The following is a 25,689-nucleotide window of genomic DNA, read 5'->3' on the forward strand; positions in this document are numbered from 1 at the left end:
TCGTGGTGTCGCGGTCAGAGTCCGAGCAGGCCGGCGACCGTGCCTGCCGAGGCGAGGACGCCCAGGAGGGCCTGGGAGTCGGCCAGAAGTTCACGCAGGCGCTCGCGGCGGGTGGGACTCGCCTGGCCGGTGCGGGTGAGTTCCGCCTCGGTGTCGGCGAGCGCCTCGCCCAGCGCGGCGGTCTGCTCGGTGGCCCGTACCCGCGCGAGGTCGGCGCGCAACTCACGCACCGCTTCAAGGAGTTGCTGGTCGGCGGGGGTGCCCGTACCGTGCTGGTGGCTCTCGGCGTGGGCGTGGCTGCCGATGGCGAAGGTGCTCCCCGACACGTCTCCGATGCGGACGTTCGGCTCCTGACCGGTCATGTCCCGGTTCCCTTCCCGGGCGCGGGCGCGCCCGTGGCTCTGGCGTGGCTGCCGACGGCGAAGGTGCTGCCCTCGACGCGGCCGATGTGGACGTCACCGTTGCGGATGTTGACGACCTTCTGGACGAACTCGCCGGTCTGGTAACCGGATTCGGCGAGCGCGGACCGCACCCCGTCGGCGACCCTGTCCTGCACCCCGCGCAGATACCGGACCACGTCCATCTCCTGGAAGAGCGAACCCGCGGGCGTGGACGCCAGCTCGCGCACCGAGAGCGCGGGGCCGTCGGGCAGCGCGCCCGCGTAACCCCCGGTCAGCAGGCGCCAGCCGAGCACCAGCCCCCGCCCGAGCTGGGCGAGTGCCCGCCCGGCCGAGCCCGGCACCAGGACGAGCGCGGTGGCGGCCTTGCCGAGGGAGTTGTTGTGCCGGAACCGGTGGGCGGCGCGGTCGGCGTCCTTGAAGTCCTCACGGACCGGCGTCAGCACGTGCGGGGCGATCTCCAGCATCAGCATGCCGCCCTGGGTGTGGAGGCGGACGTACACGGTGACGACCAGCTCCTCCTCCCAGCCGCCGACCCGCACCCGCAGGAAGTGCCGCCGCTTCTCGGCCCCTTCCTCCACCGCCCGCGCCCGGTGCTGCTCGAACGCCTCGGCGGTGTACGGGGCCTGCTCCCGCTTCCTCAGCCCCTCCACCGGGAGGAACACGCACTCGTCGATCTCCAGCCAGCGCAGCCGGTCCCGGACACCGGGCCCCGCGTACTCGGCCGGGACGCGGAGCTGCTCCAGGCGGGGACGGATCTTCTCCAGGATCGCCCGGTTGCTGAGCGGCTGCCGCTCCTCGGCCGTCCCGTCCGGCTTCAGCTCCACGGCCAGCACCCATGTGTCGTAGGCGTCTCCGGCCCCGCAGAAGGGCCGGGCCTGGTGGTACATGACCAGCGGGGCGTGCTGCTCCAGCCGGATGCGCCGCCCGAGCCGCTCAAGACGCGGGCTCGGCGCCTGCTCGGCGGGGTCGGCGGCGGCGTCCGGGAAGCGCTGCGGGGACAGCTCGCCGGCCAGCGCCCGGCTGAACCGGGTGCGCTGGGCGTGCACGCACAGCGCGATGAGCGCGAGCACGACGAGGGTGGACCACGCCTGCCAGGCCTCCACGGCCGGGGTGAGCGAATCGGAGAGGTCCTCGGAGCCGCCGTACCCGCCGTACTCCCCGTATCCGTACGGATCGTAGGACGGTTCGGGAGAAGGCCCGCCGCCGAACGCGGTGACGACGGTCAGCACGAACAGCGCGGCGAACCATGCCCGCCCCCACCACCGGGCCAGGAAGGCGAGGACCAGCCGGTACAGCGGAGGGGCGGCCGCGCGGCCGCGCAGCCAGGGGGCGAGGGCGAGCCAGACGCTGGGCCACAGGAACAGCGCGAGCAGCCCGCCGCTGAGCAGCATGCCCACCAGCCACAGCCCGGTGACGGCCCCGGCCCAGGCGAGTTCCTGCCGCCGGGCCCGCAGCGCGTGCGCGAGCACCCGCGCCGCGTCGAAGCCGAGCGAGGGGGCGACGATCCGCTGCTCGTTGAGGTGGAGCTCCTCGATCACGCGGTCGCGGTAGCCGGAGTCCAGATAGGCACCCGCACACAGCAGCCGGGTGGCCTCGCTGGTGTGGGGCGCGACGGGCGGCGGATGGGCCGGTGCCCGCTCGGCCTGAGTCCGCTCCGCCTGCGGCGGCACGTGAGCACTGCTCATGCCATCCCCCGATGCATGGAAGTCCCTCCCCCGCGAGAAGGCGGGCGACGACGGCTGAGCATAGAGGGGTGACGGGTGGTCAGGAAACCGAATCCGGGACCGTTCTCCCCGCCCGCGCCGGGCTCCTCGGCGGCGAGGTCCCGCGCCGCGCACGGCCTCCGAGGACTCGGCGGTGGCGACCGCTCCGGTGCTCGCGGGGCACGGCGGCCGGAACCGTACCCTCCGGTCTGCCACTCCTCCGGGAGCGCGTAGCATCGCCCTCCCCCCACCGGTAATCAACTCCGTTCTCTTCAGACCGAGTTGTCCACTTCTAGGAGCCGTGCATGCCCGCGCTGCTGAATCCCGTCCTCGACCTGCTGATGCTCCGGGGCACCGTGACCACCGTGGAGCGGTTCACCGCGCGGATGCGGCGCCTGCGGATCGAGGGCGACGCGCTGGCCGGGCTCGACGTGCTCCCCGGTCAGCAGGTCCGGGTGCTGGTGGGCTCCGCGCTCACCCGGCGCACCTACTCGGTGTGGCGGTACGAGCCCTCCGGCTGCGTGGAGTTGTGCGTGCTGGACCACGGGGGCGACGGCCCCGGTGCCCGCTGGGCGCGCGGGGCGGCGGCGGGCGACGAGGTGCGGCTCGGCAAGCCGGAGGGTTCGTTCACGCTGCGCCCCGACGCCGCGCACCACGTCTTCGTCGGGGACGAGACGGCGTCCGTCGCCTTCGGCGCGATGCTCGCCGCGCTGCCCGGCGGGACGCGGGTCTCGGGCTGCGTGGAGACCGCCACGGCGGACGACCGGCTCCCGCTGGCCCACGCCGGGCGGCTGGACTGGGTGCTGCGCGGCACCGTCCCGCTGCCGGAGGCGGTGGGCCGCCTGGCACCGGCGCCGGGCGGAATCGCGTACGTCGCGGGCGAGGCCCGCACCGTGCAGGCGGTACGGCATGTGCTGCGGGACGCGGGCTGGGACCGGCACTCGGTGCTGACCAAGCCGTTCTGGGCGCCCGGCAAGCGCGGCCTGGACTAGCCGGGACACGGGAACGGGCCCCGTCCGGAAGACCGGAGGGGCCCGTCACCCGGTGCGTGCGGGGCTCAGATGAGGCCGAGACCGCGGACCGCGTCGCGCTCCTCCGCCAGCTCCTGCACCGAGGCGTCGATGCGGGCGCGGGAGAACTCGTTGATGTCCAGGCCCTGGACGATCTCGTACTTGCCGTCCTTGGTGGTGACGGGGAAGGACGAGATCAGGCCCTCCGGGACGCCGTAGGAGCCGTCCGACGGGATACCCATGGAGGTCCAGTCGCCCTCGGCGGTGCCGTTGACCCAGGTGTACACGTGGTCGATGGCGGCGTTGGCGGCGGAGGCGGCCGACGAGGCACCGCGGGCCTCGATGATCGCGGCACCGCGCTTGGCGACCGTCGGGATGAAGTCGTCGGCAAGCCACTGCTCGTCGTTCACGACCTCGGCGGCGTTCTTGCCCGCGACCGTGGCGTGGAAGATGTCCGGGTACTGGGTCGCGGAGTGGTTGCCCCAGATGGTCAGGCGCTTGATCTCGGAGACCGGGGTGCCCGTCTTCTTCGCGAGCTGGGTCAGCGCGCGGTTGTGGTCGAGGCGGGTCATCGCGGTGAAGCGCTCGGCCGGTACGTCCGGGGCGGCGGCCTGCGCGATGAGCGCGTTGGTGTTGGCCGGGTTGCCGACGACCAGGACCTTGATGTCGTCCGCGGCGTTGTCGTTGATGGCCTTGCCCTGCGGCTTGAAGATGCCGCCGTTGGCCTCCAGGAGGTCACCGCGCTCCATGCCCTTGGTGCGCGGGCGGGCGCCGACCAGCAGGGCGACGTTGGTGCCGTCGAAGGCGACGTTCGGGTCGTCGGTGATGGTGATGCCGTTCAGCAGCGGGAACGCGCAGTCGTCCAGCTCCATGGCCGTGCCCTCGGCGGCCTTGAGCGCGGGGGTGATCTCCAGGAGGCGGAGGTTGACCGGCACGTCCGCGCCGAGGAGCTGCCCGGAGGCGATGCGGAAGAGGAGGGCGTAACCGATCTGGCCGGCCGCGCCGGTGACGGTGACGTTCACGGGAGTGCGGGTCATGGCGTTCTCCGTTTGGCTGGCGGTGGGGCGTCCCTGCCCCGTGCGGATGATCGATCTCTTGGCGTCAAGAGAGATCAGCGGTCAGGCTATCGCGCATCCGGCACGCCGGATGTCCGGGGCCCTGTGGCCCGCCCCACAGCCCGGCTCCGCGGGCCCGCCGCCGCACACGGCAGCGGCCGCCCGTCCGGGAGAGGAGACGAAGGCGGCCGCCGGTGGGGGTACCGGCTCGCCGGACTCCCGTGGGGGGGTACTTGTCCGGGTGCCCCTGTTCCGGCGTCCTATGCGGGCGGGGTCGAGAACTCCGCCCATCCGGTGCACCCGGTGCGTCCCGACGTCAGGGTCACGCACGCCTCGGCCTCGCCCGCGCGGCCGACGGCGACCATCGGTGTGTACGTGTACGTCTCCCCGGCCGCGGCGACTCCCCGGCGGCTCTCGCCGTCCGCCGTGACGCGCACCCGGTCGCCCGGCGCGGTGCCCGTGATCCGGCCCCAGGCGGCGCCGCACGTCCTGCTGTAGCGGACTTCGAGGGTGGCGGCGCCGACGGTCGCCGTCCGGGCGGTGGTCACCAGGTCTCCGCCGCAGCCCATCGTCTCGGCGTCCTTGCCGGTGCAGCCGGTCCCCACGCACTTGACTCCCGGCGGCAGACCGGTGGCGCTCGTGGCCGGCACAGAGGGGGAGGACCCGGCGGCTTGCGCTGCGTCCGCGCCGTCGCCCCGGCCGGTGAACAGGAAGACGGTGCCGAGGACGACGAGTACGCCCACGGCGCCCGCGAGGAAGAGCAGGACGCGACGCCCGCCCGCGGGCGGCCCGGCAGCAGGCGGGGGCACCGGCGGGGCGTCGGCCGTCGCCGTCCCCGTACACCCGCCGGAGTCACCCGGCTCCGCGTGGGCCCGGGCGGCACGGCTCCGTTCCGTCGTGCGCTCGTGCCGCGACTCGGCCCGGCTCCAGGCGCGTTCGGCCAGGTCCCACATCGCGGTGAGGTCGACCGGGCTGGTACCGGTGACCTCGGCGAGAGCGGCGACGGCGCTCCTGGGCGCGAGCAGCCGCCCGTTCAGATACCGCTCCCAGGACGTCCTGCTGTACCCGGTACGGTCGGCCAGCGCGGCGAAGCCCAGGCCACACCGGTCCACCAGCCGCCGCGACTGAAGGATGAACTCCCCTATCTGCGGGTCGAGTTCGTCCGGCAGCGCTTTCCAGCGAGCCATGACCCGCTCCCCCCTCGTCCCTCCCCCGGCGGACCCCGCGACGCCTCCCCGCGTCACACCGCCACCCCTGCTCCACGGTAGCCCGCGAGAGGGGGTCCATCGGATCGTTTCCGGCGGACTTCCCTTACCGGAAAGCCCATTGCGAAGGTGTGGCAGGGCGCGGACACCGTGGCGGAACGGTCACCTCCGTGCCACAGCGCACGGCGGAACGTTGCCCGGCCCCCGCCCCGCCCGTCAGGGTGAAGTCACGGCGGCTCGCCCCTGATCGGGGGTGGGGGCGAGCCGCCGGCCTTGCCCGCAGCGCTAGTTGGACACGGTGAAGTGCAGGATGTCCTTCAGGAACGGGATCTGCAGCCGGGGGTTGGGCTGGGCCATCAGGGCCAGCAGGACGATGACGAGGCCGAGTACCCCGTAGGTCGCGATGTCCGTGAAGCGGGAGCGGACGGCGAGCATGCCGACGCCGGGGAGCGTCCAGCGCATCACGGCACCCGCCAGCAGGGCCGCGCCGACCAGCAGGAGCCCCGCGCGGGTCACGTCGAGGGCGACCAGCAGCAGACCGAGCGCCACGACGGAGAGCACGACCAGCACCGGCCACTGCCGGGCGGGTGCCGGGGCGTCGCTGCCCGCGGCCCGGCCGCCGCCCTCGGGGCGCGCGGTGTCCTTGGTGAACAGCGGGAAGCGGCGGGTGAAGCGCCTGGTCCGCCCCTGCGCGTCGGGAGCGCTGATCGAGTCCCGCACCCGCGGCTCCCCGGTTTCGTCAGCCGGCACGCCGCTCCGCCGCCTCCACCACGTTGACCAGGAGCTGGGCCCGGGTCATCGGGCCGACCCCGCCCGGGTTCGGGGAGATCCACCCGGCGACCTCGGCGACGTCCGGGTGGACATCGCCGACGATCTTGCCCTCGGCGTTGCGGGAGACACCGACGTCCAGCACGGCCGCGCCCGGCTTGATGTCCTCGGCGCGGATCAGGTGCGGGGCACCGGCGGCCGAGACGACGATGTCGGCCCGCTTCAGGTGGTAGGAGAGGTCACGGGTGCCGGTGTGGCACTGGGTGACGGTGGCGTTCTCGCTGCGCCGGGTGAGCAGCAGCGGCATCGAGCGCCCGATGGTCACACCGCGGCCGACGACGACGACCTCGGCGCCCTTGGTCTCCACGCCGTACTGACGCAGCAGGGTGAGCACGCCGTTGGGGGTGCAGGGCAGCGGGGCGGGCTCGTTGAGGACCAGGCGGCCGAGGTTCATCGGGTGGAGGCCGTCGGCGTCCTTCTCCGGGTCCATCAGCTCCAGGATGCGGTTCTCGTCGATGCCCTTGGGCAGCGGGAGCTGGACGATGTAGCCGGTGCAGTCGGGGTCCTCGTTCAGCTCGCGGACCACCGCCTCGATCTCCTCCTGCGTGGCCGTCGCGGGGAGCTCGCGCTGGATGGAGGCGATGCCGACCTGGGCGCAGTCGCGGTGCTTGCCCGCGACGTACTTCTGGCTGCCGGGGTCCTCACCGACCAGGACGGTGCCGAGGCCGGGCGTGATTCCCTTCTCCTTCAGCGCCGCCACGCGGGCGGTCAGATCGGACTTGATCGCGGCTGCGGTGGCCTTGCCATCGAGAATCTGGGCGGTCATGCGTACATCCTCGCGGATGACCGCCCCCCGGTTCCAATCCGGTCCCCGTGGATTCCGCCACCGCCGCGTCCCGGATGTCCGCCGTTGATCGTTGATGTTGCACTTGCACAACACCTGGCGAACGCGGCTGGACAACGCGTGACGGGTCCACAACCATGAACGGCGCATACATCGCGGTCCAGTGGGGGGCAAACCGCTCAGATCCTGACGTTCCTCCGTGCTGTCCGCGTCGTTCCCGCAGTACCAACGGAGGAATCCAGCCATGAGTTTCGGCTCGCCCCAGAACCCGTACGGTCAGCCGCAGGACCCCCAGCAGGGGTACGGGCAGCCGCAGCAGCCCGGTTACCCGCAGGCGCCGCAGGGCGTGCCGCCGCAGGGCATGCCCCCGCAGCCCGGTTACGGCTACCCGCAGGCGCCCCCGGTCCCGCAGCAGGCCGGTTACGGCTACCCGCAGCAGCCGGGCTACGGCTACGAGCAGCCGCGGTACGCGAACTGGGGCCAGCGAGTCCTGAGCCGCCTCATCGACTCGCTGCTGTACCTGGTGCCGTACATCCTGGTGATCGTGGCCGCGAAGAACGGCGTCGCGATACTGATGGTCCTCGGCTACCTGGTCATGATCGGTCTGTTCGTCTGGCAGGTGATCCAGGAGGGCAGGACCGGCCAGACGGTCGGCAAGAAGGTCGTCGGCACCCGCACGCTGAAGGAGGAGACCGGCCGGCCGCTCGGCGGCGGCATGGCGTTCGTCCGCCAGCTCGCCCACATCATCGACGGTCTGCCCTGCTACCTGGGCTACCTGTGGCCGGCGTGGGACTCCAAGCGCCAGACCTTCTCCGACAAGGTCTGCGGCTCGGTCGTCGTCCGCACCAAGTAGGCGCTGCGACGGGCGGCCGCCCGCTCCCCTTCCGCGGGGGGAGCGGGCGGCCGCCTTCGTGTTGCCGCGTGCTCAGTGGAAGAAGTGCCGCGTGCCCGTGAAGTACATGGTCACGCCCGCCTCCTTGGCGGCCTCGACGACCTGCTCGTCGCGGATCGAGCCGCCCGGCTGCACGATGGCGCGCACCCCGGCGTCGATCAGGATCTGCGGCCCATCCGGGAAGGGGAAGAACGCGTCGGAGGCCGCGAAGGCACCCCGCGCCCGCTCCTCGCCCGCCCGCTCGACGGCCAGCTTGCAGGAGTCGACTCGGTTGACCTGGCCCATGCCGACGCCGACCGAGGCGCCGTCCTTGGCGAGCAGGATCGCGTTGGACTTCACCGCACGGCACGCCCGCCAGGCGAACGCCAGCTCGGCCAGCTCGGCCGGGGAGAGCGCGTCACCACTGGCCAGCGTCCAGTTGGCAGGGTCGTCGCCGTCGGCCTGGAGCCGGTCGGCCTCCTGGACCAGCACCCCGCCGTCGACCGGCTTGATCTCGACGGTGGCGGCGGGACCCTGCGGCGCCCTGAGCACCCGGATGTTCTTCTTCCGGGCGAGCGCCTCCAGCGCGCCCTCCTCGTAGCCGGGCGCCACGATGACCTCGGTGAAGATCTCCGCGACCTGCTCGGCCATCTCCTTGCTGACCGGCCGGTTCACCGCGATGACCCCGCCGAACGCCGACAGCGGGTCGCAGGCGTGCGCCTTGCGGTGTGCCTCGGCCACGTCGGCGCCGACGGCGATGCCGCACGGGTTCGCGTGCTTGATGATCGCCACGCACGGCTCGTCGTGGTCGTACGCGGCACGGCGGGCGGCGTCGGTGTCGGTGTAGTTGTTGTACGACATCTCCTTGCCGTGCAACTGCTCGGCCTGCGCGAGCCCCTCGGCGCCCGGCTCCACGTACAGCGCGGCCGGCTGGTGCGGGTTCTCGCCGTAGCGCAGGGTGTGTGCGCGGTCCCAGGTACCGCCGAGGAAGTCGGGGAACGGGGAGTCGTCGACCGGGGCGTACTCGCCGGCGAACCAGTCGGCCACGGCCACGTCGTAGGCGGCGGTGTGCCGGAACGCCTCGGCGGCCAGCCGCTTGCGGGCGGCGAGGTCGAAGCCGCCCTCCTGGGCCGCGGCTGCCACGTCGGCGTACCGCTCGGGGCTCGTGACGACGGCGACCGAGGGATGGTTCTTGGCGGCCGCGCGGACCATGGAGGGGCCGCCGATGTCGATCTGCTCCACGCACTCGTCGGGCGAGGCGCCGGAGGCGACGGTCTCCCGGAACGGGTACAGGTTGACCACGACGAGGTCGAACGGCGTGACGCCCAGCTCGGCGAGCTGCTCGCGGTGGCTGTCCAGGCGCAGGTCGGCGAGGATTCCGGCGTGTACCTTGGGGTGCAGGGTCTTGACCCGGCCGTCCAGGCACTCGGGGAAGCCGGTCAGCTCCTCGACCTTGGTCACGGGGACGCCGGCGGCGGCGATACGGGCCGCGGTGGACCCGGTGGAGACCAGCTCCACCCCGGCCTCGTGCAGGCCGCGCGCGAGGTCTTCCAGGCCGGTCTTGTCGTAGACGCTGACGAGCGCCCGGCGAATGGGCCGCTTGGTGCTCTCGGCGGTGGCGGTCACGGGATAACTACCTTTCGTCCCTCTATGCGATGGCCGTTGCGGGCGAGCCGCCCCACGACCTCGACGAGCAGCCTTCGCTCGACGTCCTTGATGCGCTCGTGCAGCGCGCTCTCGTCGTCCTCGTCCCGGATCTCCACCACGCCCTGCGCGATGATCGGCCCGGTGTCGACGCCGTCGTCGACGAAGTGGACGGTGCAGCCGGTGACCTTGGCGCCGTACGCGAGCGCGTCGCGTACGCCGTGGGCCCCCGGAAAGCTCGGCAGCAGCGCCGGGTGGGTGTTGACGAACCGGCCGCCGAACCGGGCCAGGAACTCCTTGCCCACGATCTTCATGAAGCCGGCGGAGACCACGAGGTCGGGCTCATGGACGGCGACCGCCTCGGCGAGCGCCGCGTCCCACTCCTCCCGGCTCGGGTGGTCCTTCACCCGGCACACGAAGGTCGGCAGCCCGGCACGCTCGGCGCGGGCCAGCCCCTCGATGCCGTCGCGGTCGGCCCCCACGGCGACGATCCGCGCGCCGTACGTCTCGGCTCCGACGCGTTCGATCTCGTCCAGCAGGGCCTGGAGGTTGGTGCCGGAACCGGAGACCAGCACGACGAGTCGCCGGGCCGCTGGACCGGCGGGGGTGGCGGCCACGATGAGCCCTTTCTCGGGACGGCGGTGTGTCCGGCCGGCGTTTGTAGGCTTCTACGAATGCTTCACGTCCCGCCATACGGGGAAGTCTACGAAGCGGCCGGCCGCCAGCAACGATACCGGCACTCGGGACGGCCCCCACGGGACGGGGGCGTGGCCGGAAGGTAGCGTTCTGGACGAGCCGGCTCGGGAACGCGGCCGTGGTGCGGCGCGTTCACGGGACGACAGCTCATGCCGGACTCCGAATCACCTAGGGGAAGACGCTCCTTTGATGCCCGATCGCAGCCCGCGACTCCTCACGTTCCCGCCGCCGACCGGCCAGGAGGGCGAGCGTGGCGTTGTCCTGCTGCGGGAGCGGCCGGCCCCGCCGCCCCAGGCACCCTCCAGCGGCGGCGACGACGGCCGGGGCGGTGACCGCAAGGACGACAACCCGTACGCGCCCCCGCCCGAGGACCGCCCCGACCAGCCGTGGCGCCCGCGCCACCCCGAGGGCCACGGCGGTTCCGGAGAATCGCGCTGGGGCAGCCAGTGGAGCGACCGCCAGCCCGGCCGCGCCCCCGGCGGCTTCGGCGAGCGTCCCGGCGCGGGTCCGGAGGGCCAGGGCGGTGGCACGGGCAAGCAGCGGTGGGACCCGACGGACCCCGTGCAGCGCCGCGCCCGCTACGCCCTGCTGTCCGGCATGTGGGCGGTCTTCTTCGTCCTCCTCGGCTGGCCCTACGTCGCTCTCCTGCTCGGCGCCCTCGCCCTCTACTGGGGCGGCAGCTCCCTGCGCGCCGAGCCCCGCACCCCTTCTCCGGACGAACCCCGGCCGACCGGCGTCCGCCCCCAGGTCACCGCGGCCGTCACCGGCATGATCACCGCCGGTCTCGCCCTCGTCCTGGTCGCTGCGGTCCTCACCGTCCAGCTCGTGTACCGCGACTACTACACGTGCGTGAACGACGCGCTCACCCAGGAGTCGAAGCAGTCGTGCGATCAGCTCCTGCCCGAGCATCTGCGGGGGGTGCTGGGGTCGGCCGACTCCTAGGAATCCGCTCGGGAGCGGGGTCCTGGGAGTCGGCCCCGCCCTCGACGGTCCCCGGGGCGCGGATCGCACACGCGGCGTCTTCGCCGGTGGCCGGCGTGGAAGGACCTCCACCGGGCCCGGGGGCCCGGCGGCCCGCACAGGGCGCCGGGGCGACGGGCCCGGTGGAGGTCCGGCGCGGCGGCCCCGCCTCTGCTCCTCCGTGGGCCCCTGAGCGACGGCACGTCAGGCCGAGGGGTTCGGCTCGGCCGGGTCCGGTTCGGCTTCCGGTACCCGGGGCAGGGCTTCGGCCGGCTCGGGGGTGCGGGGTGCCGCCACCGGGCCCGGGGCCTCCTCACACTCGGGTGACGCCGGGGTTCCGGGCGCTGCCGGAGCCTCGGGGCCGGTCCGGCCCTCCGGGTCTGTCCGGTCCGCGGGTTCACTGCGGTCCTCGGGTCCGGTCCGGTCCGTGGTCCGGGGTGCGGGGGCCGGTTCCGGGGCGTCCGATTCCAGGAAGTCGTAGAGCTCCTCCTGCTTCGGCTCCGGGACGGGGCCGGGGAGCGGCGGCGACGCCTCCGCGGTACGGAGCGCCTTGGCTGCCGTCGGCCAGGTGCGCCTCCTGCCGCGGCGGGCCGGCAGAACGCCGCTGCGGCGCAGTCCGCGCAGGCGCCAGGCCCTCGCCGTGAGGGTCACCGGGGTGCCCGGCAGGAGGAGCCACAGGCCGGCCGCCGGACCGGTCAGCAAGCCCAGGGGACCGAAGCGGGAGAGGGTCGAGGTGCCCAGCGGGCCGCCGGAGAGTTCCGCGAGGAGGGCGAGGGTGAGCGCGCAGAGCAGGGCGGCCAGGGCCAGGACGCCGACGCTCCGCCCCGCCGACCAGTGCAGCCAGGGGCGCCCCCGGCGCACCGCGGCCGCCGCCACGAACCAGCCGGCCGTCATCCCGGCGGCCAGGGGCACCAGGGCGACGGCCCAGTTCAGCGGGGTGCCGGGGCCCGCGTCGGGCACGGCCGCGAGCAGCGGGAACGGGGGCAGCAGCGGGGCCGGGTCCGAGGCCAGCGGATGGACCATGTGCCCGGTGCCGAGCGCGAATCCGGGGCCGAGCGCGTAGGAAGCCGACCAGAGCGCCGCGTTGGGGACCAGCGTGACGGCGAGCAGCAGCACCGTGAGCCGTCCGGTCCACCCCTCGGTGAGCTGGGGGAACGCCAGCCGGGCGGTGTCCCCGTGCCAGACCAGGGACGCGCCGAGCAGCAGTGCCCCGCCCCCGGTGAGCACGGCCGTGGCCGCTCCGGCCGCGCGGGCCGCCGCACCGAGCGCGTCCACCCGTACCCAGTGCGGCAGCCGGGAGGACACCGGCGGGTGCGGGCGCCCGCAGCCCTCCCAGACGCCGACCCCCGCGGCGCCGCCGACCAGCAGCGGCAGACAGGCCGTCACCCAGGGCCACTCCGGACGGGGTTCACCCCCGGCCGCGTACAGCGCGGCCGCCGCGCCCACGCCGAGGTAGCCGAGCACGACCCCCGTCCACGCCGTACGCGCGGGCACCGGCGGCGGGCCGTCGGGCTCGTCGGACGCGTCCGTGGCGTCCCGCGCCGCCCGGTACACCAGCCACACCGGCAGCGCGAGCAGCAGCAGCGGGGTCAGCCCGACCGGCTGGGGCGCCCCGGACAGCGTCTCGGCGCGGACCAGTTCGACCCCGTGCGCCAGCAGCCACAGTCCGGCCGCCACATGCAGCGCGCCACCCGGCCCGCTGTCCGGATACGGCGAACTGACCCACAGCACCATCACCAGCGCCGCGCAGGCGCCGAGCCCGAGACCGGCCGCGAGCGCACCGCCCGCCAGCGCGGGCCCGAGGCCGGGTGAACGGTCGCGCATCCGGGACCGCAGGGACGACGACATGCGACGGAGTGTCAGCGGCATCACGCCCGCCATGCTCCCAACGACACGCGCTTTACCGGTGTAACAGGCGAACCTCCGAAGTGTCGCCCAATATATGTTTATGTGCCTTTTCACACAGAGGGGTGAGCCGTGACGCAGAGCACCACACTCTCCCTGACCCCTGATCAGGCGTTCGACGCGCTCTACGCGTTCTGCGCCCCCGCCCTGGTCCGTCAGACCTATCTGCTGACCGGGCGGCGGGAGTTGGCCCGCGAGGCGGTGGAGCGGGCTTTCCAGGCGGCCTGGCAGCGCTGGCCCGAGGTGGCCCGCGACCGCGACCCGGGCGGCTGGGTCCGGGCGACGGCGTACGAGTACGCCCTCTCCCCCTGGCACGGCTTCCGCCCCCGCTACCGCACCCCCGAGCCCCCGCCCGCCGATCCGGACGCCCGCGCCCTGCTGAACGCGCTGCTCAGGCTCCCGCCCTCCTACCGCCGCACCCTCGTGCTGTACGACGGCGTGGGCCTCGACCTGCCCGAGACGGCGGCCGAGACCGAGGCGAGCACCCCGGCCGCGGCGGGCCGGCTGACCCGCGCCCGTGAGGCCGTCGCCGCCCAGGTACCGGAGCTGGCCGACCCGACGGCCCTGCACCGGCGGCTGACGGAGCTCGCCTCCACGGAACGGCTGCGCGCCGGCGCCCCGACCACCGTCCGCACCACGGGCGAGCGCCGGAACGTCTTCTGGACCCGCGCCGCCATCGCCTTCACCGTCGCCATCATCGGCGCGACCGGCCTCACCCTGCGCACGGCACCCACCCACTACGAGGCACCCATCGCCCCCGCCCAGGCCGTACGGGGTGTTCCCGCGGCCCCCGCCCTCGGCCCGCTCTCGCACACCGAACTGACCCTGCGCGCCAAGCTGCGCGGGGAGTCCGGCAACGGCCCGCAACGGCTGACACCCTCACCCGGCTGAGCCGGGCGCCCGGCGGACAGCGGCGGGCCCGCCCCCGAGAAGGGGACGGGCCCGCCGGTGTGCTGCCCGAAGGGGCCGGGCGTCAGGCGCTCAGGATCTCCCGCGCCAGCTTGGCCGTCTCGGTCGGGGTCTTGCCGACCTTGACGCCCGCGGCCTCGAGGGCCTCCTTCTTCGCCTGGGCGGTGCCGGAGGAACCGGAGACGATCGCGCCGGCGTGGCCCATCGTCTTGCCCTCGGGCGCGGTGAAGCCCGCGACGTAGCCGACGACCGGCTTGGTCACGTTGTCCTTGATGAACGCGGCCGCGCGCTCCTCGGCGTCGCCACCGATCTCACCGATCATCACGATCAGGTCGGTGTCGGGGTCGTCCTGGAACGCGGCCAGGGCGTCGATGTGCGTGGTGCCGATGATCGGGTCGCCACCGATGCCGACAGCGGTCGAGAAGCCCAGGTCACGCAGCTCGTACATCATCTGGTACGTCAGCGTGCCGGACTTCGAGACCAGGCCGATGCGGCCCGGCTTGGTGATGTCGCCCGGGATGATGCCGACGTTGGACTGGCCCGGCGTGATGATGCCGGGGCAGTTCGGGCCGATGATCCGGGTCTTGTTGCCCTTCTTGCCGGCGTACGCCCAGAAGGCGGCCGTGTCGTGCACGGCGATGCCCTCGGTGATCACGACGGCCAGCGGGATCTCGGCGTCGATCGCCTCGACGACGGCGTCCTTGGTGAACTTCTCCGGCACGAAGATGACGGAGACGTTGGCGCCGGTCTTCTCGATGGCCTCCTTGACGGTCCCGAAGACGGGTACCTCGGTGCCGTCGAAGTCCACGGTCTGACCCGCCTTGCGCGGGTTGACGCCGCCCACGACCTCGGTGCCGTCACCCAGCATGAGCTTGGTGTGCTTCATGCCGGTGGCGCCGGTCATGCCCTGGACGATGACCTTGCTGTCCTTGTTGAGCCAGATAGCCATGGTGTGTTGGTGTCCTCGTCCTGAGTGCTTACTTTGCGGCGTGGGCCAGCTCGGCGGCCTTGTCGGCCGCGCCGTCCATGGTGTCGACGCGCTGGACCAGCGGGTGGTCGGCGTCGGTGAGGATCTTGCGGCCCAGCTCGGCGTTGTTGCCGTCGAGGCGGACGACGAGCGGCTTCTCGACCTTCTCGCCGCGCTCCTCGAGGAGCTTCAGCGCCTGGACGATGCCGTTGGCGACCTCGTCGCAGGCGGTGATGCCGCCGAAGACGTTGACGAACACGGACTTGACGTCCGGGTCGCCCAGGATGATCTCCAGGCCGTTCGCCATGACCTGGGCGGAGGCGCCGCCGCCGATGTCCAGGAAGTTGGCGGGCTTCACGCCGCCGTGCTTCTCACCGGCGTACGCGACGACGTCCAGGGTGCTCATGACGAGACCCGCGCCGTTGCCGATGATGCCGACCTGGCCGTCGAGCTTGACGTAGTTGAGGCCCTTCGCCTTGGCGGCGGCCTCGAGCGGGTTGGCCGCTTCCTTGTCGTGCAGCTCTTCGTACTCGGGGTGACGGAACTCGGCGTTCTCGTCGAGCGACACCTTGCCGTCCAGCGCGAGGACGTCGCCGGAGGCGACCTTCGCCAGCGGGTTGACCTCGACGAGGAGGGCGTCCGACTTGATGAAGGTGTCCCACAGCTTGATGAGGACGTTGACGACCTTGTCCGCGACCTCGGCCGGGAACTTGGCGGCCTCGACGATCTCGCGGGCCTTGGCCTCGTCCACGCCGTCGATGGCGTCGATCGGCGTCTTGGCGACGGCCTCGGGGCGGGTGGCCGCCACCTCCTCGATCTCCATGCCGCCCTCGACGGAGGCGATGGAGAGGAAGGTGCGGTTGGCACGGTCGAGGAGGAAGGAGACGTAGTACTCCTCCACGATCTCCGGAGCGGTCTCGGCGATCATCACCTTGTGGACCGTGTGGCCCTTGATGTCCATGCCGAGGATGTCCGTCGCGCGGGCGACGGCCTCGTCCGGGGTGGCGGCGAGCTTGACGCCGCCGGCCTTGCCACGACCACCGACCTTCACCTGCGCCTTGACGACGGACTTGCCGCCCAGACGCTCGGTGATCTCGCGCGCCGCCTCAGGCGTGTCGATGACTTCACCGGCCAGCACCGGTACATCGTGCTTGGCGAAGAGGTCCCTCGCCTGGTACTCGAACAGGTCCACGCGCTTCCGTCCCTATCAGTGATCTCGCGGTCGTTGGATGCGTGGGCGTGCCGCGAAGGGCAACGTGACGTCCGCTTGTCACAAGGGGTGCGCACACGGTGTCCGAGCGCGCGGCATGTCCGTCTCGCAGGTTATCCCTGCTTGCCGGGGGCCTCTAAATCGCGGGTCACACCTGAGCGGTGATACCTGTCACATGATGCCGTTTTCCCTGACACGCCGTGCCTCATGGGGTGCACTTGTTCGACCGTTCACCTCATCCAGCTTGTCATGCGGTGTCCGGTATGGGCAGCGGGCGCTTCTCGATCGCGGCGGCCATCACCTCCGGGAAGAGGTCCGGGGTGCAGGCGAACGCCGGGGCGCCGAGCGCGGCCAGCGCGGCGGCGTGCTCCCGGTCGTAGGCGGGCGCCCCTTCGTCGGAGAGGGCGAGCAGGGTCACGAACTGCACGCCGGACGCCTTCATCGCCGCGACCCGCTTCAGCATCTCGTCCCGGATGCCGCCTTCGTACAGGTCGCTGATCAGCACGACCACCGTCTCGGCGGGCCGGGTGATCTTCGACTGGCAGTAGGCGAGCGCCCGGTTGATGTCGGTGCCGCCGCCGAGCTGGGTGCCGAAGAGGACGTCCACCGGATCGTCGAGCTGGTCGGTGAGGTCGACGACGGAGGTGTCGAAGACGACCATGCGCGTGCTGATCGACCGCATCGAGGCGAGCACCGCCCCGAACACCGACGCGTAGACCACGGACGCGGCCATCGAGCCGGACTGGTCGATGCAGAGGATCACCTCCTTCTTCACCGACTGCGCGGCCCGCCCGTACCCGATGAGCCGCTCCGGCACGATCGTCCGGTACTCCGGCAGGTAGTGCTTGAGGTTGGCCGCGATCGTGCGGTTCCAGTCGATGTCGTGGTGGCGGGGCCGGCTGACGCGCGCGCTGCGGTCCAGGGCGCCGGTCAGGGTGGCGCGGGTGCGGGTCGCCAGCCGCTTCTCCAGGTCCTCGACCACCTTGCGCACCACCGCCCGCGCCGTCTCCTTGGTGGTCTCCGGCATCGCCTTGTTCAGCGAGAGCAGGGTGCCGACCAGGTGGACGTCCGCCTCGACCGCCTCCAGCATCTCCGGCTCCAGCAGCAGCGCGGCCAGCCCGAGCCGATCGATGGCGTCGCGCTGCATGACCTGGACGACGGAGGAGGGGAAGTAGGTACGGATGTCCCCGAGCCAGCGCGCCACGGAGGGCGCCGAACCGCCCAGTCCCGCCGAGCGCTCCCGCCCGGCCGGGTTCCTGCCCGCCTTGTCGCCGCGGCCGTACAGCGCGGTGAGGGTGCCGTCCATGGCCGCGTCCCGGCCGGACAGCGCCACCCCGGTGCCGTCCGCCTGCTCCCCCCCGAGCACAAGCCGCCACCGGCGCAGCCGCTCGGCGTCGCCGTCACGCGTGGTCGTCGTTCCGGTCATGCCCCCACCCCCGCGAGGTCGTCGTCCTTCGATCGCCGCTGCTCGGGCGTGAGGCCCAGCAGCAGGTGCAGCACCGGCAGCACGGCGTCCGCGCGTCCGGCATCGGGTTCCGGCGCGAAGCCGGACGAGGTCGCCGGGTGGCCCGCGGCCCCGGCAGCGCCGCCCGGCCCACGCCGGACCAGCTCGCCGAGCGTCCTGCGCACACCGGGCTCGTACGCCGAGAAGGTGCGGCGCAGCAGCGGCAGCACGTCGGTGAACGCGTCGGCGGGTACGGAGGTCAGCCAGGCGTCGACCAGGCCGAGGAGCCGCTCGTCGTGCACCAGCAGCAGCCCTCCCCCGCCTCCGCCGACGAACCCCTCGACCCACGCGGCCGCGTCACCGGGCGGAGTCCCCGGTGACAGGGCCAGACCCATCAGCCGCGCCACGTCCTCGGCCTCCAGCTCCCCGTCGTCCAGCAGCAGCCGCACCGCCCGGCCCCGGAGCAGCCCGGGCACGGTGTCCCGCCGGGACAGCGTGCCCAGTACCGCCCGCCAGCGGGGCCGGAGGTCGTCGTGTCCGGTGAGCGTCTCGGCGAGCAGCCCCACCGCGCCGTGCACGGCGTCGACGTGGCCCCGCATCTCCTGGGCGGCGTCGTCGTCCAGGGTGGTGCAGGCGGGCGGGAGTCCGATGAAGACACGCTCGGCGAGGGCTGCGGCGACATCGGCCAGCGCACCGGTGTCGGTGCCGCGCACGTCGCCGTAACGCAGCGAGCGGACCAGGGCGGGGAGCGCCTGGGCCAGGTGGCTCACGTCGGCGTCCAGAGCGGCACGGTCGGCGAGCACCCGCATCACCACGGGCAGCGCGTCCGGCAGCCCGGCCAGCAGGCACTGCTCGGCCAGCGCGGTCACGTCGGCCAGTGCCCGCGCGCCGACCGCGTCCGCCTCGGCCTTGGCGGTGGCCGCGCCCAGCACGGTGGTGCCCCACACCCCTGCCTCGGCGATCCGCACCGACAGCTCCGGCTCCCAGCGCAGCCGCCAGGTCTCCCGGAAGGTGCCCGTGCTCCCGCGCGAGCGGGCGGGCTCGCCCCAGCCGACGCCGAGCAGCCGCAGCCGGTGCAGGAGCCTGCCGCGCGCGGCGTCGGTGTCCCTGCGCAGGTCCAGCTCCAGCTCGCGCTCCAGCGCCTCCGGCCTGAGCCGCAGCCGGCGCTGCTCACGGGCGAGGTCCCGCTGCAACGGCACGGCGGGCGCGGACTCCGGGACCTCGCCCAGCACGTCCCCGACCACGAGCCGGTCGTACACCAGGGACAGGGGCACGTCCGAGCCCTCGCACAGCACCGCGCGCACGGCGTCCGTGGTCTCGGTGAGGCCCGCCAGGGGGCGGCCACGCATCACCGCGAGGGTTTCGGCCAGCCGGACCGCCTCGATGACGTGGGCGGAGGACACGATCCGGTCCTCCTCGCGCAGCAGCCCGGCGACCTTGGTGAGCCACCGCTCCACCGGCCGGTCCGGCGCGCCGAACAGGTGCGCGTACCAGCCCGGCGAGTCGATGCCGGCGCCGTAACCGCTGGACCGGGCCAGCCGGCGGTGCGTCCAGGGCACCCAGGTCAGGTCGGCCCTGAGCTTGGGCAGGCCCTTGAGGAGCGCCCGGTCGGCGGTGACCGTGGCCTTCGCCCGGAGGGCGGGCACGTGCCAGGCGCCGCAGACCACGGCCACCTCGTCACCGAACTCCTTGCGGGCGGCACGGATCTGGAGCCGCATGTACGCCTCACGGACGAGGTCGCGCGGCCGGCCCCCGTCGCCGAACCGCTCCCGCAGGGCGCCCATGGCGTCCTCCAGCGCGGCGAACGGCGCGAACGGCTCGCTCCGGCCCGGACCCCGGTGCTCGACGGCGTCCTCCCACCAGCGCTCGGGGTCGTCGTACCCGGCGGCCCCGGCCAGGGCGGCGAGCGGGTCCACTCGGGCGTGCTCGGCCTCCTCTCCGAGATCGCCCGTGTCCTCCTCCCAGGCCAGCGAGTGGGTCGCGGGCAGGTCGATGAAGCGGGCCGGGACACCGCGCTCGACGGCCCATCGGATCGCCACCCACTCCGGGCTGAACTCCGCCATCGGCCAGAACGCCGAGCGGCCGGGCTCGTCCACGGCGTGGGCGAGCAGCGCGACCGGCGGACGCAGACCGGGGTCGGCGGCCAGCGGGACCAGCGGGTCGGCCTCGGGCGGGCCCTCGATGAGGACGACGGCGGGCGCGGCGGCGTCCAGCGCGGCCCGCACCGCCCGCGCGGAGCCCGGCCCGTGGTGTCGGACGCCCAGCAGCAGCGGGCCCGCCTCGAACGCCCCGGCCGGGGTCGCGGCCCCGCTCACGCGCTCACCTCCCGGCAGGCCCGGTAGAAGTCCGTCCACCCGTCGCGCTCGCGCACGACCGTCTCCAGGTACTCCTGCCAGACGACCCGGTCGGCGGCCGGGTCGCGCACCACGGCACCGAGGATGCCCGCGGCCACGTCCCCGGCGCGCAGTACGCCGTCGCCGAAGTGGGCGGCCAGGGCGAGGCCGTTGGTGACGACGGAGATGGCCTCCGCCGTGGACAGGGTGCCGCTCGGCGACTTGAGCTTGGTGCGGCCGTCACTCGTCACGCCGTCGCGCAGTTCGCGGAAGACGGTGACGACCCGGCGGATCTCGTCCAGCCCCTCGGGTGCCCGGGGCAGGTCGAGCGAGCGGCCCATCTGGTCGACGCGGCGGCTGACGATGTCGACCTCGGCGTCGGCGCTCTCCGGCAGCGGCAGCACCACGGTGTTGAAGCGGCGGCGCAGCGCGCTGGAGAGGTCGTTGACGCCCCGGTCGCGGTCGTTCGCCGTGGCGATGAGGTTGAAGCCGCGCACGGCCTGCACCTCCTCACCCAGCTCCGGGATCGGCAGGGTCTTCTCGGACAGGATCGTGATCAGCGTGTCCTGCACGTCGGCCGGTATCCGGGTCAGCTCCTCGACCCGCGCCGTCATGCCCTCGGACATGGCCCGCATGACGGGGCTGGGCACCAGGGCGTCCCGGCTGGGGCCGTGGGCGAGCAGGCGGGCGTAGTTCCAGCCGTACCGGATGGCCTCCTCCGGGGTACCGGCGGTGCCCTGCACCAGCAGGGTGGAGTCGCCGCTGACGGCGGCCGCGAGATGCTCCGACACCCAGGTCTTGGCCGTGCCGGGCACACCCAGCAGGAGCAGGGCGCGGTCGGTGGCCAGCGTGGTGACGGCGACCTCGACGATCCGGCGCGGGCCCACGTACTTGGGTGTGATCACGGTGCCGTCCGCCAGCGTGCCGCCGAGCAGATACGTCGCGACCGCCCACGGCGACAGCTTCCAGCGCTCCGGGCGCGGCCGGTCGTCCTGCGCGGCGAGCGCGGCGAGTTCGGCGGCGAAGGCGTCTTCGGCGTGCGGTCGCAACGCCTTCGGCGCCTGGCTCGGGTTCGGTTCGACGTTCGTGGGTTCCATGGACACAGTCATGGCTGAGGCCCCCTCCAGCTCGGCCGCGGGTCAACTGGCACCCACCATGCAGCACCCCACTGACAATCGCTCTGACCTGGGTGAACGCGCACACATGACCGATTGTCAGTGGGGCGTTCTAACGTCGTTGGCATGACTCAGCAGGGGGTGCGCCGGACCGCGGAGCAGGTGCTGGAACTGGCGCCTGACGCGTCGTCGCGCAAAGCGGGAAGCAAACTGGGTGTGGCGGGGCCGTGGTCCGGTGCGGGCAGCGGCCGGGAGGGGGCGGTGTGGGGACTGTGCAAGGGCAGCGGCAGCAAGCCGTACCAGACGGTGGTGGACCTGTCGGACCCCGCCGGGCCCGCGTACAAGTGCAGTTGCCCCAGCCGTAAGTTCCCGTGCAAGCACGCGCTGGGGCTGCTGCTGCTCTGGGCCGGGGACGAGGGCGCGGTGCCGGAGTCGGACGCGGTGCCGGACTGGGCCGCGCAGTGGCTCACGGGGCGGCGCGGACGGACCGAGGCCAGGAAGACGCAGGCGGCGGCTGGTGCGACGGCCGACCCGGAGGCCGCGCGCAAGCGCGCGGAGCGCCGGGACCAGCGGGTCACCGCGGGTGCGACCGAGCTGGAGCGCCGCCTGGCCGACCTGCTCCGCGACGGACTGGCCTCGGCCGAGCGCGCGGGATACGGGCTGTGGGAGGAGACGGCCGCCCGGATGGTCGACGCCCAGGCACCCGGACTCGCCTCGCGTGTACGGGAACTGGGGGCGATACCCGCTTCGGGTACCGGCTGGCCGGCCCGGCTGCTGGAGGAGTGCGCACTGCTCCATCTGCTCGACCAGGGGTGGCTGCACCGCGACCGGCTCCCGGACGCCCTCGCGGCCACCGTGCGCACCCGCCTCGGCCTGCCCGCCCCGGCGGACGGGCCACCGGTGCGCGACCACTGGCAGGTGCTCGCGCAGTACGACACGGCCGACGCCAAGCTGACGACCCGCCGCATCTGGCTGCACGGCGCGGACTCGGGCCTCATCCGGCTGCTCCTCTCCTTCGGTGCGGCGGGCCGGGCCCCCGAACTCTCCCTGCCGGTCGGCCTGTCCCTGGACGCGGACCTGTCCGACCACCCCGGCGCGGGCCGGATCCGGGCCACCCTGGGCGAGCGGTACGCCCCGGCGGCGCCCGCGGCCTCCCGCCCATCCGGCACCACGACCACGAGGGCTCTCACCTCCTACGGCGAGGCCCTCCGTGAAGACCCCTGGCTGGACTCCGTCCCGGTCACCCTGGACGCGGTCGTACCCGTGCCGGAGGACACCTCCGGCTCCTGGCACCTGGCCGACGCGTGCTCGGACACCGCCCTGCCGCTGACCCCGACGTTCCTGGCCCGTCCGGGCCTGTGGCGGCTGGTCGCGCTGGCCGGCGGGGCTCCGCTCACGGTCTTCGGCGAGTGCGGCCACCGGGGCTTCACGCCCCTGACGGCGTGGGCCGAAGGGACGGCCGCGCCGGTGAGCCTGTGCTGAACACTCCGCCCACGTCCACGACCCGCCCGGAAGGGAACCCCATGACCACGGCGCCCGCCTGGGACGACCTCCTCACCACCGCCCTGCTGGGCACCGACCGCCGCACCCTCCCGGTCGCCACCGCCGGCCGCGAGGCTCCGGCCGCCCTGCTGGACGCCGCCGCCGTCGCGGCCGTACGGCGCCGGGCCGGTCTCAGCCCCGGACCGGCGGGCGTCCGCCCGGAGCCCGCCCCCGCAGACCCCCGCCCCGCCCTGCCGTCCGCGGCGGCCCAGCGCCTCGCCCTTCTCCTGGCCGACCGCCCCGGCGGAGGCGGCGGCCGCCGGGGCAGCACCCCCGATCTCACCGAACTCCTCCCCCAGTGGCTCGCGGAGGCCAACGCGCGCGGCTACGCGGCACCCCCGCAGACCGTGCCCGCGCTGCTGGACGCGGCCCGCGCCCGTACCGACCTCCGCCCGGCGGCGCTGGAGTTCGCGGGCGCGCGGGCCCTGTGGCTGGCCCGGCTGAACCCGGACTGGCGGTTCGCCCAGCGCTCGGCCGCCGGAGGCACCTCGGCGCTGCCCGACACCGGGGACGAGGACGGCGTACGACGGCTCTGGCAGGAGGGGCTCTTCGCGGAACGGGTCGCGCTGCTGACCGAGCTTCGTACCCGCACCCCCGCCGCCGCACGGGAGTTGCTCTCCGAGACCTGGGCGCAGGAGCGGGCCGAGGACCGGCTGATGTTCCTGGACTCGCTGCGCGCACATCTCTCGGCCGACGACGAGCCCTTCCTGGAGCGGGCGCTCGGCGACCGCAGCCGGAACGTCCGGGCGACGGCGGCCGGGCTGCTGTCCACCCTGCCCGGCTCGGCGCTCGCCGCGCGGATGGCGCGGCGGGCCGCGACCTGCGTCGCCCTGGACCACACCGGCAGCACGGCCGCGATCGTGGTGGAGGCCCCGGCCGCCTGCGACCCGGAGATGGAGCGCGACGGCGTGACCGTCCGGCCGCCGGCCGGCCGGGGTGAACGGTCCTGGTGGCTGGGTCAGCTGGTCGAGTCGGCACCGCTGGACACCTGGCCGGACCGGCTCGGCGGCCGTACCCCGGAGCAGATCGTCGCGCTGCCCGTGACGGACGACTGGCAGGGTGAACTGCACGCCGCCTGGTGCCGGGCGGCCGTACGGCAGCGGGACGCGCGGTGGGCGCGGGCACTGCTGGGCTCGCCGTCCGCGCCGGAGGCGGGCGGCCCCGGCGCGGTCTCCCTGGCGGACCGGGCCAAGCTGCTGGCCGCGCTGGAGGCTGACGAACGGGCCATGTGGGTGGCCGGGTTCATAGCCGGGCACGGCCTCTCCGAGGCGTTCCAGTTGCTCGGGGTGTGCGCGCTGCCGTGGACGGAACCGCTGGGCCGCGCGGTCGTGGACGCCCTCGACATCGCGCGGGAGGCGGGCAGTTACCCGTGGAGTTTCAGCGGGGTGATGGGCCTGGCCGAGCGCTGCCTCGACCCCGCCGAGACGGCCCGGCTGGACAGCCTGCTTGCCGTGCCGGACGAGCGGGAGGAAGCCTCCCCCGGCGCCGGGGGCTACTGGGCGGAGGCGTTCCAGCGGCTGGCGACCACCCTGCGGCTGCGCGCGGCGATGGTGCGCGAGCTGGCGCCGGACGGCGGGGCCTGAGAGGGCTCAGGAGGAGGAGGCGGGCTGGCGCACGTTCTCCCGCACCCACTCCACGATGGTCGTGGTGGTCGCACCCGGCGTGAAGATCTGGGCGACGCCCGTCTCCCGCAGCGGCGGGATGTCCTCCTCGGGGATGATGCCGCCGCCGAAGACCAGGATGTCGGCGGCGTCGCGCTCCTTCAGGAGGTCGATGACCGCCGCGAAGAGCGTGTTGTGGGCGCCCGAGAGGATGGACAGGCCGATCGCGTCGGCGTCCTCCTGGATCGCCGTGGCGACGATCTGCTCGGGCGTCTGGTGCAGGCCGGTGTAGATGACCTCCATGCCCGCGTCCCGCAGCGCGCGGGCGATGACCTTGGCCCCGCGATCGTGGCCGTCGAGCCCCGGCTTGGCCACCACCACGCGGATCGGTCCGGCTGCCACACCCATCACTGCCTCCATCAAGGGACCACCTTCGAGGGACCGCGGAAGCGGCCGCTTCCGTCCCGCACCGACAAGTACCGCACACCTGGCACGTTCCGCCACCTGTCGAAAGTGAACGAACGTTATCCCCAGCATCCCGCAGCGGACTGTTTCACGGCACCCGGCGAGGGGGAAATCACATGGTGGGACATGAGGGCACGCTGGGGACAGAGCCGCCCCCCGCGTGCCGACAGGAGGTCGGCCAATGAAGGTCACCGGGGTACTGCCACTCTTCCTCCCGATCTGCCGGCGTCTCTGGCCCGGCAGACTGGCCTCCGTGTCCGTGACACTGGTGAAGGCCACCGCGCTGGAGGCCGCGATCCTGGCCGGTCACGTGCTGCTGTATCCGACCGGTCTCACCCAGGAGCGGCGCCGGGCCGCCCTTCCCGTGCCGGCGGGCACGGCGAGGCTCCCTGTGCCGACCGGGCCGCCGGTCGTGCTGGTACACGGCTTCATCGACAACCGCTCGGTGTTCGTCCTGCTCCGCCGCAGCCTCGCCCAGCACGGCAGGCAGCGGGTGGAGTCGCTGAACTACTCCCCTCTGACCTGCGACATCCGCACCGCGGCCGAGCTGCTGGGGCGGCATGTGGAGGAGATCTGCGAGCGCACCGGCAGCGCCCATGTGGACATCGTGGGCCACAGCCTGGGCGGGCTGATCGCCCGGTACTACGCGCAGTGCCTCGGCGGTGACATCCGGGTGCGCACCGTGGTCACCCTGGGCACCCCGCACTCCGGGACCCGGGCGATACCGCTGGCCAACGCGCACCCGATCGTCCGGCAGATGCGGCCCGACTCGCCCGTGATCGAGGAGCTGGCCCGTCCGGCACCGGGCTGCCGAACCCGCTTCGTGAGCTTCTGGAGCGACCTGGACTCCGTCATGGCCCCCCTGGAGGCGGCCTGTGTGGACCACCCCGACCTGGAGTCCCACAACATCCGCGTCACCGGCATCGGCCACCTCGCCCTTCCGGTCCATCCCACGGTCGCCGCCGGCATCCGCGAAGCCCTCGACTCCGAGTCCGCCATGCGCTGCCAGGAGGGCGGCGGCCTCACCGTCGCCTGAGCGAC

At 73.6% G+C, this 25,689-nt stretch carries 21 protein-coding genes and 1 pseudogene; 7 read left to right on the forward strand and 15 right to left on the reverse strand.

Features of this window, described 5'->3' with window-relative positions:
- Positions 1–14 precede the first annotated feature (14 nt).
- Together ACWCV3_RS03205 and ACWCV3_RS03210 are read right to left on the reverse strand one after the other, a co-directional pair.
- A complete protein-coding gene (locus ACWCV3_RS03205) occupies positions 15–362 on the reverse strand; it encodes a hypothetical protein (protein ID WP_451217605.1) in 348 nt (115 codons plus the stop codon).
- Positions 359–2,086, reverse strand: a complete 1,728-nt coding sequence (locus tag ACWCV3_RS03210; protein WP_451217607.1) for a hypothetical protein — start codon at positions 2,084–2,086, stop codon at positions 359–361. The genes ACWCV3_RS03205 and ACWCV3_RS03210 overlap by 4 nt, the downstream gene beginning before the upstream one ends.
- A 323-nt stretch (positions 2,087–2,409) precedes the next feature.
- Here ACWCV3_RS03210 and ACWCV3_RS03215 point away from each other — a divergent pair, with 323 nt between their 5' ends.
- On the forward strand, positions 2,410–3,096 hold the full coding sequence (locus ACWCV3_RS03215) for a siderophore-interacting protein (protein ID WP_451217610.1): 687 nt from the start codon (positions 2,410–2,412) through the stop codon (positions 3,094–3,096).
- Positions 3,097–3,161: 65 nt separating this feature from the next.
- Here ACWCV3_RS03215 and ACWCV3_RS03220 read toward each other — a convergent pair whose 3' ends face one another.
- The 4 genes from ACWCV3_RS03220 to ACWCV3_RS03235 form a co-directional block, all read right to left on the reverse strand.
- A complete protein-coding gene (locus tag ACWCV3_RS03220) occupies positions 3,162–4,151 on the reverse strand; it encodes a malate dehydrogenase (RefSeq protein ID WP_135783754.1) in 990 nt (329 codons plus the stop codon).
- Positions 4,152–4,429: 278 nt separating this feature from the next.
- Complete coding sequence (locus ACWCV3_RS03225) at positions 4,430–5,356, reverse strand: XRE family transcriptional regulator (protein WP_451217613.1); 927 nt, start codon at positions 5,354–5,356, stop codon at positions 4,430–4,432.
- Between the two features lie 303 nt (positions 5,357–5,659).
- Positions 5,660–6,124, reverse strand: a complete 465-nt coding sequence (locus ACWCV3_RS03230) for a DUF3017 domain-containing protein (RefSeq protein WP_451217616.1) — start codon at positions 6,122–6,124, stop codon at positions 5,660–5,662.
- Positions 6,114–6,968 carry a bifunctional methylenetetrahydrofolate dehydrogenase/methenyltetrahydrofolate cyclohydrolase gene (locus ACWCV3_RS03235; protein ID WP_451217618.1) on the reverse strand — a complete coding sequence of 285 codons (855 nt, stop codon included), beginning with the start codon at positions 6,966–6,968 and terminating at the stop codon, positions 6,114–6,116. Before ACWCV3_RS03235 ends, ACWCV3_RS03230 begins: the two co-directional genes overlap by 11 nt.
- Positions 6,969–7,230: 262 nt before the next feature.
- On the opposite strand from ACWCV3_RS03235, the gene ACWCV3_RS03240 reads away from it, so the two are divergent.
- Entirely contained in the window at positions 7,231–7,839 is a 609-nt protein-coding gene (locus ACWCV3_RS03240) for an RDD family protein (protein ID WP_451217621.1), read from the forward strand.
- A 72-nt stretch (positions 7,840–7,911) separates the two neighbouring features.
- Here the strand turns inward: ACWCV3_RS03240 and purH are convergent, their stop codons facing one another.
- Complete coding sequence (gene purH / locus ACWCV3_RS03245) at positions 7,912–9,483, reverse strand: bifunctional phosphoribosylaminoimidazolecarboxamide formyltransferase/IMP cyclohydrolase (protein WP_451217624.1); 1,572 nt, start codon at positions 9,481–9,483, stop codon at positions 7,912–7,914.
- Positions 9,480–10,118 carry a phosphoribosylglycinamide formyltransferase gene (gene purN, locus ACWCV3_RS03250; protein ID WP_451217627.1) on the reverse strand — a complete coding sequence of 213 codons (639 nt, stop codon included), beginning with the start codon at positions 10,116–10,118 and terminating at the stop codon, positions 9,480–9,482. The genes purH and purN overlap by 4 nt, the downstream gene beginning before the upstream one ends.
- Positions 10,119–10,386: 268 nt before the next feature.
- Between purN and ACWCV3_RS03255 the strand changes: the two genes are divergently transcribed.
- Entirely contained in the window at positions 10,387–11,139 is a 753-nt protein-coding gene (locus ACWCV3_RS03255) for a hypothetical protein (RefSeq protein ID WP_451217630.1), read from the forward strand.
- 222 nt (positions 11,140–11,361) lie between these two features.
- On the opposite strand, the gene ACWCV3_RS03260 is transcribed toward ACWCV3_RS03255, so the two are convergent.
- The gene (locus ACWCV3_RS03260; RefSeq protein ID WP_451217633.1) at positions 11,362–13,038 is read right to left on the reverse strand and encodes a cell division protein PerM; all 1,677 of its coding nucleotides are present in this window, start codon (positions 13,036–13,038) and stop codon (positions 11,362–11,364) included.
- 120 nt (positions 13,039–13,158) lie between these two features.
- Here ACWCV3_RS03260 and ACWCV3_RS03265 point away from each other — a divergent pair.
- Positions 13,159–13,953, forward strand: a pseudogene (locus tag ACWCV3_RS03265) (RNA polymerase sigma factor); the annotation flags it as partial.
- A gap of 82 nt (positions 13,954–14,035) precedes the next feature.
- Here the strand turns inward: ACWCV3_RS03265 and sucD are convergent.
- From sucD to ACWCV3_RS03290, 5 genes are all read right to left on the reverse strand, one after another.
- Positions 14,036–14,920, reverse strand: a complete 885-nt coding sequence (sucD, locus tag ACWCV3_RS03270; RefSeq protein ID WP_030811903.1) for a succinate--CoA ligase subunit alpha — start codon at positions 14,918–14,920, stop codon at positions 14,036–14,038.
- Positions 14,921–14,948: 28 nt separating this feature from the next.
- Positions 14,949–16,130 (reverse strand): ADP-forming succinate--CoA ligase subunit beta, encoded by a 1,182-nt coding sequence (gene sucC / locus ACWCV3_RS03275; protein WP_451217636.1) that lies wholly within the window; start codon positions 16,128–16,130, stop codon positions 14,949–14,951.
- Positions 16,131–16,395: 265 nt separating this feature from the next.
- Positions 16,396–17,574, reverse strand: a complete 1,179-nt coding sequence (locus tag ACWCV3_RS03280) for a VWA domain-containing protein (protein WP_451217639.1) — start codon at positions 17,572–17,574, stop codon at positions 16,396–16,398.
- Positions 17,571–19,907, reverse strand: coding sequence for a DUF5682 family protein (locus ACWCV3_RS03285; RefSeq protein ID WP_451217642.1), 2,337 nt, complete (start codon positions 19,905–19,907; stop codon positions 17,571–17,573). The genes ACWCV3_RS03280 and ACWCV3_RS03285 overlap by 4 nt, the downstream gene beginning before the upstream one ends.
- On the reverse strand, positions 19,904–21,034 hold the full coding sequence (locus tag ACWCV3_RS03290; RefSeq protein WP_451217645.1) for an ATP-binding protein: 1,131 nt from the start codon (positions 21,032–21,034) through the stop codon (positions 19,904–19,906). The genes ACWCV3_RS03285 and ACWCV3_RS03290 overlap by 4 nt, the downstream gene beginning before the upstream one ends.
- Before the next feature lie 132 nt (positions 21,035–21,166).
- Here ACWCV3_RS03290 and ACWCV3_RS03295 point away from each other — a divergent pair, with 132 nt between their 5' ends.
- On the forward strand, positions 21,167–22,522 hold the full coding sequence (locus ACWCV3_RS03295) for an SWIM zinc finger family protein (protein WP_451217648.1): 1,356 nt from the start codon (positions 21,167–21,169) through the stop codon (positions 22,520–22,522).
- Between the two features lie 41 nt (positions 22,523–22,563).
- On the forward strand, positions 22,564–24,165 hold the full coding sequence (locus tag ACWCV3_RS03300; RefSeq protein ID WP_451217651.1) for a DUF5691 domain-containing protein: 1,602 nt from the start codon (positions 22,564–22,566) through the stop codon (positions 24,163–24,165).
- 6 nt (positions 24,166–24,171) lie between these two features.
- Here ACWCV3_RS03300 and ACWCV3_RS03305 read toward each other — a convergent pair whose 3' ends face one another.
- Complete coding sequence (locus tag ACWCV3_RS03305) at positions 24,172–24,591, reverse strand: cobalamin B12-binding domain-containing protein (RefSeq protein ID WP_451218222.1); 420 nt, start codon at positions 24,589–24,591, stop codon at positions 24,172–24,174.
- A 238-nt stretch (positions 24,592–24,829) separates the two neighbouring features.
- Here ACWCV3_RS03305 and ACWCV3_RS03310 point away from each other — a divergent pair, with 238 nt between their 5' ends.
- Positions 24,830–25,684 carry an esterase/lipase family protein gene (locus ACWCV3_RS03310; RefSeq protein WP_451217654.1) on the forward strand — a complete coding sequence of 285 codons (855 nt, stop codon included), beginning with the start codon at positions 24,830–24,832 and terminating at the stop codon, positions 25,682–25,684.
- Positions 25,685–25,689 lie beyond the last annotated feature (5 nt).

The organism is Streptomyces sp. NPDC001781 (genome assembly GCF_053596035.1).

Bases quoted from the DNA above. Each gene is read 5' to 3' on its own strand.
- ACWCV3_RS03205 (WP_451217605.1), bottom strand. From the start codon at position 362: ATGACCGGTCAGGAGCCGAACGTCCGCATCGGAGACGTGTCGGGGAGC.
- ACWCV3_RS03210 (WP_451217607.1), bottom strand. From the start codon at position 2,086: ATGAGCAGTGCTCACGTGCCGCCGCAGGCGGAGCGGACTCAGGCCGAG.
- ACWCV3_RS03215 (WP_451217610.1), top strand. From the start codon at position 2,410: ATGCCCGCGCTGCTGAATCCCGTCCTCGACCTGCTGATGCTCCGGGGC.
- ACWCV3_RS03220 (WP_135783754.1), bottom strand. From the start codon at position 4,151: ATGACCCGCACTCCCGTGAACGTCACCGTCACCGGCGCGGCCGGCCAG.
- ACWCV3_RS03225 (WP_451217613.1), bottom strand. From the start codon at position 5,356: ATGGCTCGCTGGAAAGCGCTGCCGGACGAACTCGACCCGCAGATAGGG.
- ACWCV3_RS03235 (WP_451217618.1), bottom strand. From the start codon at position 6,968: ATGACCGCCCAGATTCTCGATGGCAAGGCCACCGCAGCCGCGATCAAG.
- ACWCV3_RS03240 (WP_451217621.1), top strand. From the start codon at position 7,231: ATGAGTTTCGGCTCGCCCCAGAACCCGTACGGTCAGCCGCAGGACCCC.
- ACWCV3_RS03255 (WP_451217630.1), top strand. From the start codon at position 10,387: ATGCCCGATCGCAGCCCGCGACTCCTCACGTTCCCGCCGCCGACCGGC.
- ACWCV3_RS03260 (WP_451217633.1), bottom strand. From the start codon at position 13,038: ATGGCGGGCGTGATGCCGCTGACACTCCGTCGCATGTCGTCGTCCCTG.
- sucD (WP_030811903.1), bottom strand. From the start codon at position 14,920: ATGGCTATCTGGCTCAACAAGGACAGCAAGGTCATCGTCCAGGGCATG.
- ACWCV3_RS03280 (WP_451217639.1), bottom strand. From the start codon at position 17,574: ATGACCGGAACGACGACCACGCGTGACGGCGACGCCGAGCGGCTGCGC.
- ACWCV3_RS03290 (WP_451217645.1), bottom strand. From the start codon at position 21,034: ATGACTGTGTCCATGGAACCCACGAACGTCGAACCGAACCCGAGCCAG.
- ACWCV3_RS03295 (WP_451217648.1), top strand. From the start codon at position 21,167: ATGACTCAGCAGGGGGTGCGCCGGACCGCGGAGCAGGTGCTGGAACTG.
- ACWCV3_RS03300 (WP_451217651.1), top strand. From the start codon at position 22,564: ATGACCACGGCGCCCGCCTGGGACGACCTCCTCACCACCGCCCTGCTG.
- ACWCV3_RS03305 (WP_451218222.1), bottom strand. From the start codon at position 24,591: ATGGGTGTGGCAGCCGGACCGATCCGCGTGGTGGTGGCCAAGCCGGGG.
- ACWCV3_RS03310 (WP_451217654.1), top strand. From the start codon at position 24,830: ATGAAGGTCACCGGGGTACTGCCACTCTTCCTCCCGATCTGCCGGCGT.